Here is a 7,954-nt window from a genome sequence, read left to right as displayed (position 1 = left end):
CGGGTTCCGCGCGGTCGGCGCGGCCCCGGCCCGGGGTGCCCCCCCGGGTGGGCGGGGCCGCCCGAACTTGATTTCACCGCCGGCCGGCCCCCCCCCCCCGCGACGGGGTCACGGGCGGACGTGGATCTCCCCGATGCCGGTGCCCAGCTTCCCGCAGTGGGCGGTGGACTGGCCGGACTCACCGGGCCGCAGGGTGACGCGGTCGCCGTCGACGTCCGGGGCCCAGCCGCAGACCAGGTGCACCCAGAACGTCCGGGTCTGGCTGCCGTTGTTGCGGCAGAGCGCGAAGCCCGTGTACTCGTCGATGGCGTGCTTGCCGGTGTCGCAGGAGAGGCCGGGCGGGACCGGGGCCGGGGCCGTGGGAGCGGCGGCCGCGGTCGCGGCGGTGACCGGGACGGCCAGCGCGGCCGCCATCGAGGCGGCGGCGACGGTCCGCCGGACCGACCGGAACCGCTCGCTCCGCGGGGCCGGCCTCGCGCTTCCCGTGAGCGGCTTCGTGCTCCCCGTGAACAGCTTCATGACTCTCTCCTTCAGCGGTCGGTGCCCCCGGGTGGTTCCCGGACGGGGCCACCCGAGCTCTGCCCACCCTCCGTGACGGAAAACCCGACCGCTTTTCACTCTCCGTATGTGCGCCGGGCGCCGCCCCCACGCGCGGCGCAGGCCCGAAGGGACCGGTTCCCACGGAACGCACCTCCCTTGACCGGTGCGTTCGCGAGGAGACGTCGTGAGCGGACACCGTTGGGCCCGCGTCTGCGGCGGCAGGGGCGGCCACCGAACCCCTCACCCCGACGAGTGGTGTGGTCGCGCGGGCCGACTGCGCCATCGACGCGCTCCCCGCCGAGGACATCCCCGGCCGTGCGCGCGGGGGCACGCTGGCGCGTCCGGCCGGCCTGAGCCCGCTCGGGCGGGACGCGGCGGGGCGGGGTCAGTCGGCTCCCGGGTTGCCGTAGTAGGCCCCGGCCCCGTGTTTACGGGTGAAGTGGCGGTCCAGCAGGTGCTGCGGGGGCGTCACGGCTCCCAGGGTGAGGGTGTGCAGGGCCATCTCCGCGACCGCCTCGCAGATGACGGCGTGGTCCAGCGAGGCGTGGGCGTCCGCTCCCCAGGTGAACGGACCGTGGTGGGCGACGAGCGCGGCGGGCACGGTGCGGGCCCGCTCGTCGTCACCGTCGAGCAGTTCCACGATGACCTGCCCGGTGTTGAACTCGTAGTCGTTCGCGCACTGTTCGCGGGTGAGCGGTTCGGTCACGGGCACCGCGCCGTCGAAGGTGTCGGCGTGGGTGGTGCCGAGGACCGGTATGGGGCGGCGGGCCTGCGCGAAGGCGACGGCGTGCGGCGAGTGGGTGTGGGTGACGCCGCCGACCGAGGGGAAGGCCCGGTAGAGGCTGCGGTGGGTCTCGGTGTCCGTCGAGGGCCGCAGGTCCCCCTCGACGATCCGGCCGTCCGCCACGGCGACCGCCACGAGGTGGTCCTCGGTGAGCCGGTCGTAGGGCACTCCGGAAGGCTTGATGACGAAGACACCCGCCTCCCGGTCGATGCCGCTGACGTTGCCCCAGGTCAGGGTGGCCAGACCGGCTCGGGGCAGGCGGAGGTTGGCGGCGAGGACCTCGCGCCGCAGCGACGCGAAGGCGGTCCGGGACATGGCGGGGCCTCCTGGCGGGGGCGGCGGGACGGTCAGGTCGGCGGGGCCGTTCACCGGACGTCGGCCAGCCGGTGGTACGCCTGGTTCCAGCGCAGTTCCTGGGCGAAGCGGCGTACGGTCGTCTCCCCGTCGATCACGGCGAGTTCGACGGCCAGCATGTCGGCGAGGTCCTCGAACTCCTCGCGCCCCAGGGCCGTGCTGAGCACCGTGTGGTGCGGGCCCCCGGCGGTCAGCCAGGCCTCGGTGGAAGTCCGCAGGTCGGGTTCGGGGCGCCATACCGCGCGGGCCACGGGGAGCAGCGGTAGCGGGGCGGGCGGGCCGACCACGTCGACCTCGTTGGCGACCAGCCGGAAGCGGGAGCCCAGGTCCGTCAGACCGACGACGATCCCGGGGCCGGGGTCGGCGTCGAACACCAGGCGGACCGGGTCCTCACGGCCGCCGATGCTCAGCGGGTGGATCTCGCAGGAGGGCGTCGCCGTGGTGAGCGAGGGGCACACCTCCAGCATGTGGGCGCCGAGGATGAGCCCGCCGTCCACCGTGAGGTCGTAGGTGTAGTCCTCCATGAAGGAGGTGCCGCCCGGCAGTCCGTACGTCATGGCCTTGGCGGCCCGCAGCAGGGCGGCGGTCTTCCAGTCGCCCTCGCCGCCGAACCCGTAGCCGTCGGCCATCAGGCGCTGGACGGCCAGACCGGGCAACTGCCGCAGTCCGCCCAGGTCTTCGAAGTTCGTGGTGAACGCGGCGAAGCCGCCATCGGTCAGGAAGCCGCGCAGACCGGCCTCGACGCGGGCCGCGTAGCGCAGGGAGGAGTGGCGCTCCCCGCCGGGGCGCAGTTCGGGGGCGAGGGCGTAGGTGTCGGCGTAACTCCGGGTGAGGGCGAGGACCGTGCGGTCGTCCACGGCGTCCACCGCCTCGGCCAACTCGTTGACGGCGTAGGTGTTGACGGAGGTGCCGAACCTGAACTGGGCCTCGACCTTGTCGCCTTCGGTGACGGCGACGTCGCGCATGTTGTCGCCGAAGCGGGCCAGCCGCAGGCGGGCGAACTCCGCCCGGCCGAGGGCGGCGCGCGTCCAGGCGTCGACGCGGCGGGCGACGCCGGGGTCGGACACATGACCCGTGACGGTTTTGCGGGAGACGCCGAGGCGCGCCTGTATGTGGCCGAACTCGCGGTCTCCGTGGGCCGCTTGGTTGAGGTTCATGAAGTCCATGTCGATGGTGGACCAAGGCAGGGCGCGGTTCGCCTGGGTGTGCAGGTGCAGCAGCGGCTTGCGGAGGGCGGCCAGTCCGGCGATCCACATCTTGGCCGGGGAGAAGGTGTGCATCCAGGCGATGAGGCCGATGCAGCGGTCGTCCCCCTCGGCGTCCAGGCACATCCGGCGGATGGCGTCCGCGTCCGTCAGGACGGGCTTCCACACGATCCGCGGGCCGGGTCCGGCGCCGGTGGCGAGCGTCTCGGCGGTCTGCCGTGACTGGGAGGCGACGCGGGCGAGGGTGTCCTCGCCGTAGAGCGACTGGCTGCCGGTGAGGAACCAGACCTCGCTGTCGGTGGGAGCGGCGGGCATGAGCGGGGTTCTCCTTCGTCGTGGCGCCGGGGCCCGGGGAGCGGCCGGGAGGGGACGGGGGTGGTCGGCGGCGGGGTACGCGGGGATGGTCAGCGGGGCGTCGTGGACCGGGCCCTGGCCGCGTTGCGGAGTCTGCGCAGCCGGTGCAGCAGGAGGTCGGCGCCGGTGCCGAAGTGGTCGTGCAGCGACCGGTATTCGGCGAACAGGAGGTCGTAGGCGTCGGCCGCCTCCGGGTCGGGGCGGTACACGTTCCGCTCGACGCCGCCCATCCGGGCGGCGGCCGTGCGCACGTCCGGGTACGCCCCGGCGGCCACGGCGGCGTGGATGGCGGAGCCGAGGGCGGGGCCCTGGTCGGAGGTGGCCAGGGAGACGGGCCGGCGCAGCACGTCGGCGTAGATCTGCATCAGCAGCGGGTTCTTCTTGAGTCCGCCCGCCACGGTGAACTCCGTTACAGGCAGACCGTGTTCGGTCAGCGTGTCGACGATGACGCGGGTGCCGAAGGCGGTGGCCTCCAGCAGGGCGCGGTAGACGTCCTCGGGGCGGGTGTCGAGCGTGAGCCCCACGAGCACGCCGGAGAGGTCGTGGTCGACGAGCGTGGAGCGGTTGCCGTTCATCCAGTCGAGCGCGACCAGACCGTGCGCCCCGACCGGCTGCTTCGCCGCCAGGGCGGTCAGATGCTCGTGCGGGTCCTCGCCCGCGGCGTCGGCGGCGGCGCGGTAGGCGTCGGGCAGCCCCTGGCGCAGCCACCAGGCGAAGATGTCGCCGACCCCGCTCTGGCCCGCCTCGTAGCCGTACGCGCCCGCCACGATGCCGCCGTCCACCACCCCGCAGACGCCCGGGACCTCGGCCAGCTGAGAGCTGTTGACGACGTGACAGGTGGAGGTCCCCATGATGGCGAGCAGGTGCCCGTCGTCCAGGGCTCCGGCGGCGGGGGCCGTGACGTGGGCGTCGACGTTGCCGACCGCGACCGGTGTGCCCGGCCCGAGACCGGTCCAGGCGGCCGCTTCGGCGCTGATCGTCCCGGCACGGGAGCCGAGCGGCAGCAGGGGGTGTTCCAGCCGGGTCGCGGGGAAGTCACCGAATCCCGGGTGGAGTTCGGCGAGATACGCGGGCGAGGGGTAGGCGCCGTCCTGGTGGATGCCCTTGTAGCCGGCGGTGCAGGTGTTGCGCGACTCGGCACCGGTCAGCTGCCAGACGATCCAGTCGGCCGCCTCGATCCAGCGGGCGCAGGCCGCGTAGATCTCGGGGTCCTCCTCCAGGACCTGGAGGGCCTTGGCGTACTGCCACTCGGCGGAGATCCGGCCTCCGTACCGCTTGATCCAGGGTTCGCCCCGCTCGTGCGCGAGGGCGTTGATGCGGCGGGCCTGGTCCTGGGCGGCGTGGTGCTTCCACAGCTTGGGCCAGGCGTGCGGGCGGTCGGCCCAGTCGGGCAGTTCGGCCAGGGGCACCCCGTCGGCCGTGGTCGGGAGCACCGTGCAGGCGGTGAAGTCGGTCCCGATACCGATGACGTCGCCGGGGCCGACACCCGCGGCGTCGAGCGCTTGCGGTACGGCGGTGCGCAGCGCCTCCCGCCAGTCGCGCGGGTCCTGGAGGGCCCAGTCGGGCGGCAGCGGGGCCGAGGACCCCGGCAGGCTCCGGTCGATGACCCCGTGGCGGTAGGTGTGCACGGCGGAGCCGAGCTCCGTGCCGTCGCCGACCCGCACCACCACGGCGCGCGCCGAGAGGGTGCCGAAGTCGACGCCGACGGCGCAGGCGCCGGGAGCCGGGCCGGGGGCACCCGGGCCGGTGGACCGGCCGGTCGCGGAGTGCGGGCCGGAGCCCGGCCCGGAGGCGCGGTCGGCGGGCTGGCGGGGCGAGGCGGGCTGAGGGGGCACGAGCGCGGCTCTCTGCTAGGCGGAGCGAGGCGCGGGGAGCGACACCGCCCCCTGATTGTTAGCGCTAACAATCCTCTGAGGCAAGAGGCACGACGGTGGCGGGCTCCGGATGAGGCGGCCGGCGGCCGGTCCGGGAGAGGCGGGTCACCGCAGCCGGGTCGCCGCCGGCGGGCCGCCATCGGTGCCTCACCGTCGCCGGGTCGCCGCCGGCGGGTCACCGCAGCCGGGTCGCCCTCGGTGGGGTGGCCTCACTCCGGGGCGTGGCCCTGGGGGCGGGTGCTGGCACGGACGATGAGCTGGGGTTCCACGACGACGTGCTCCACCCCGGTCGCCACACCCTCGATGTGCTCCAGCAGCAGCTGGATGCTCCGGCGCCCGATGGCGGTGAAGTCCTGGCGCACCGTGGTCAGCGGCGGGGGGAAGAAGCCCGCTTCGGGGATGTCGTCGAACCCCGCGACGGCCACCTGGCGGGGGGTGTGGATGCCCGCCTCCCGCAGGGCGCGCAGAACACCCAGCGCCATCTGGTCGTTGGCGACGAAGGCGGCCGTCACCGGGGGTGAGCCGCGCCGGGCCAGGGTCAGGCCCGCCAGCTCCTGGCCCGCGTGGTAGCCGGACAGCGGGCTCCAGTCGCCTCGCAGCACACGGGGCGGCTCGATCCCGTTCTCCTCCAGGACCGCGCGCCAGCCCGTCGTCCGGGCGGCGCTCTCCAGCCAGTCCTCCGGCCCGGCCACGTGCCAGACGCTCTCGTGACCGGCGGCCAGGAGGTGCTCGGTGACCAGGCGCGCGCCCAGCTCCTGATCGAGGGAGACACCGGGGATGTCCAGGTCGTGGCTGCCCTCGACCGTGACGACCGGGAAGGGCGGGGCCAGCCGGGCCAGGGCCCGCACGCTGGAGCGCTGCGGGGTGATCACGACGGCGCCCTCGACGCCCCAGGCGGCCAGGTGGTCGAGGGCGTCGGGCAGGGCATGGCCGCCACCGCTGCGCAGCGTCACCGTGGAGACCAGGTATCCCTCGTCGCGGGCGGCCTCCTGGAGTCCGGCGAGGGTGCTGGCGGGGCCGTAGAGCGTGGGGTCGACGGCTATCACGCCGAGCGTCCGCGTACGCCGGGTGACCAGGGCGCGGGCGGCCGGGTTGCGGCGGTAGCCCAGTCGCCCGATGGCCGCCGTCACCTGTTCGCGGGTGGCGGCGCGGACGTTCGGGTGGCCGCTGAGCACCCGGGAGACGGTCTGGTGGGAGACCCCCGCCTCCCTGGCGACGTCCGCCATGGTCGGCGGGCGGACGGCCTCCGTGGAGCGGGTCATGCCGTACTTCCTTCGGACGAGGGCCGCGGCGGCCGACGGGGTGTCCGCCGGGGGCGACCGGCCCGCCTCGGCGGGCGACGGGCCCACCCCGAATACGAGAAACACCTTAACGCCTCTTGCCCTGACCATGTGTGAGCGCTAACAATCCAGTGGCCGAAGGCTGGCCGCTCCGTCGCCGGGCGCTCGCACCCGCACGGGACGGCCGCCCTTCCCCCACCGCCCGGGCCCCACCTCCCGCTCAGCACCGCCCCAGCACGCCGAAGCACCACCGAAGCACCGTCCCAGCACCGCCGAAGCGCCGCTTCAGCTCCACCGGCGGACCGCTTCGCGGTCATCCCAGAGCCGACCCCATGACGGGAATGCCAGGTAACGACCATGACGAACCAACGAGCCGCCGCCCTCCCCCTCCTCGCCGCCGCGACCGCGTGCGCCCTGCTGCTGACCGCCTGCGGGCAGAACAGCGAGGGCGGCAGCCGGGAAGGCTCGGGTGACGGACCCCGGACCATCGGCATCGCCATGCCCACCAAGTCCTCCGAGCGCTGGATAGCCGACGGCCGGAACATGACGGCGAGCCTGAAGAAGGCGGGCTTCACGACCACCCTCCAGTACGGGGAGGACGACCCCGACCAGCAGGTCTCGCAGATCGAGAACATGATCACGCAGGGGGTGGACGCGCTGGTCGTCGCCGCCATCAACGGCGAGGCTCTCTCCAACGTGCTCCAGCAGGCCGCCGACGCCGACATCCCCGTCATCTCCTACGACCGGCTGATCCTCGGCTCCCCGCACGTGGACTACTACGCCTCGTTCGACAACGAGAAGGTCGGCGAACTCCAGGGCGGCTACATCGTCGACAAGCTCGGGCTGAAGGACGACCCCGGAAAGGGTCCCTTCAACATCGAGCTGTTCGCCGGGTCGAACGACGACAACAACACCAAGTACTTCTTCAACGGCGCGATGAAGGTCCTGAAGCCCTACATCGACGACAAGCGCCTCGTCGTCCGCTCGCAGCAGACCCGCCTCAACCAGGTCACCACGCTGCGCTGGGACGGCGGCACCGCCCAGCGCCGGATGGACGACCTGCTCACCTCGGCCTACTCCTCCGCCCGGGTCGACGCGGTGCTCTCCCCCTACGACGGGATCTCCATCGGCATCCTCTCGGCCCTCAAGTCCGACGACTACGGCGGTGCCGCCAAGCCCCTGCCGGTCGTTACCGGACAGGACGCCGAGGCCGCGTCCGTGAAGTCGATCATCGCGGGCGAGCAGACCCAGACCGTCTACAAGGACACCCGCGCACTCGCCCAGGTGGCCTCGGACATGGTCGAGGCGGTGCTGGACGGCAGGAAGCCGGAGACCAACGACACCACGACGTACGACAACGGGGAGAAGGTCGTCCCCGCGCATCTGCTGCCGCCGGTCAGCGTGGACAAGGGCAACTACGAGTCCGTACTGGTGGACTCCGGCTATCTGAAGGCCGAGGACCTGCGGTGACCGCAGGGACCCCGGGCAGCGACCGGCCGCCGGCTCCCGGCGCGGGCCCGCTGGCCGAGCGCGCCCCCGGCCCCGCGCCGGGCGACGAACTCG

General features: G+C 73.6%; 6 protein-coding genes. 1 reads left to right on the top strand and 5 read right to left on the bottom strand.

Annotated features, from left to right (window positions below; all coding sequences use genetic code 11):
• Positions 1-108 precede the first annotated feature (108 nt).
• The 5 genes from ACIRRU_RS28730 to ACIRRU_RS28710 all read right to left on the bottom strand — a co-directional run bounded on the left by ACIRRU_RS28730 (position 109) and on the right by ACIRRU_RS28710 (position 6,373).
• Positions 109-519 carry a hypothetical protein gene (locus ACIRRU_RS28730; protein ID WP_403685260.1) on the bottom strand — a complete coding sequence of 137 codons (411 nt, stop codon included), beginning with the start codon at positions 517-519 and terminating at the stop codon, positions 109-111.
• 406 nt (positions 520-925) lie between these two features.
• Positions 926-1,639, bottom strand: coding sequence for an L-ribulose-5-phosphate 4-epimerase AraD (gene araD / locus ACIRRU_RS28725; RefSeq protein WP_403685258.1), 714 nt, complete (start codon positions 1,637-1,639; stop codon positions 926-928).
• Positions 1,640-1,689: 50 nt separating this feature from the next.
• The gene (gene araA, locus ACIRRU_RS28720; RefSeq protein ID WP_403685256.1) at positions 1,690-3,198 is read right to left on the bottom strand and encodes an L-arabinose isomerase; all 1,509 of its coding nucleotides are present in this window, start codon (positions 3,196-3,198) and stop codon (positions 1,690-1,692) included.
• A gap of 89 nt (positions 3,199-3,287) precedes the next feature.
• Complete coding sequence (araB, locus tag ACIRRU_RS28715; protein ID WP_403685266.1) at positions 3,288-4,907, bottom strand: ribulokinase; 1,620 nt, start codon at positions 4,905-4,907, stop codon at positions 3,288-3,290.
• 413 nt (positions 4,908-5,320) lie between these two features.
• Complete coding sequence (locus ACIRRU_RS28710; protein WP_403685255.1) at positions 5,321-6,373, bottom strand: LacI family DNA-binding transcriptional regulator; 1,053 nt, start codon at positions 6,371-6,373, stop codon at positions 5,321-5,323.
• 375 nt (positions 6,374-6,748) lie between these two features.
• Here ACIRRU_RS28710 and chvE point away from each other — a divergent pair, with 375 nt between their 5' ends.
• Positions 6,749-7,861 carry a multiple monosaccharide ABC transporter substrate-binding protein gene (chvE, locus tag ACIRRU_RS28705; RefSeq protein ID WP_403685253.1) on the top strand — a complete coding sequence of 371 codons (1,113 nt, stop codon included), beginning with the start codon at positions 6,749-6,751 and terminating at the stop codon, positions 7,859-7,861.
• Positions 7,862-7,954 lie beyond the last annotated feature (93 nt).

The organism is Streptomyces sp. NPDC101181, assembly GCF_044767975.1.
Taxonomy (GTDB): domain Bacteria; phylum Actinomycetota; class Actinomycetes; order Streptomycetales; family Streptomycetaceae; genus Streptomyces.
The sequence above is the reverse complement of the archived record's forward strand: the minus strand, read 5'-3'. Positions and strand labels throughout refer to the sequence as shown.

Coding starts and splice junctions, on each gene's coding strand:
- ACIRRU_RS28730 (WP_403685260.1), bottom strand. CDS start 519: ATGAAGCTGTTCACGGGGAGCACGAAGCCGCTCACGGGAAGCGCGAGG.
- araD (WP_403685258.1), bottom strand. CDS start 1,639: ATGTCCCGGACCGCCTTCGCGTCGCTGCGGCGCGAGGTCCTCGCCGCC.
- araA (WP_403685256.1), bottom strand. CDS start 3,198: ATGCCCGCCGCTCCCACCGACAGCGAGGTCTGGTTCCTCACCGGCAGC.
- ACIRRU_RS28710 (WP_403685255.1), bottom strand. CDS start 6,373: ATGACCCGCTCCACGGAGGCCGTCCGCCCGCCGACCATGGCGGACGTC.
- chvE (WP_403685253.1), top strand. CDS start 6,749: ATGACGAACCAACGAGCCGCCGCCCTCCCCCTCCTCGCCGCCGCGACC.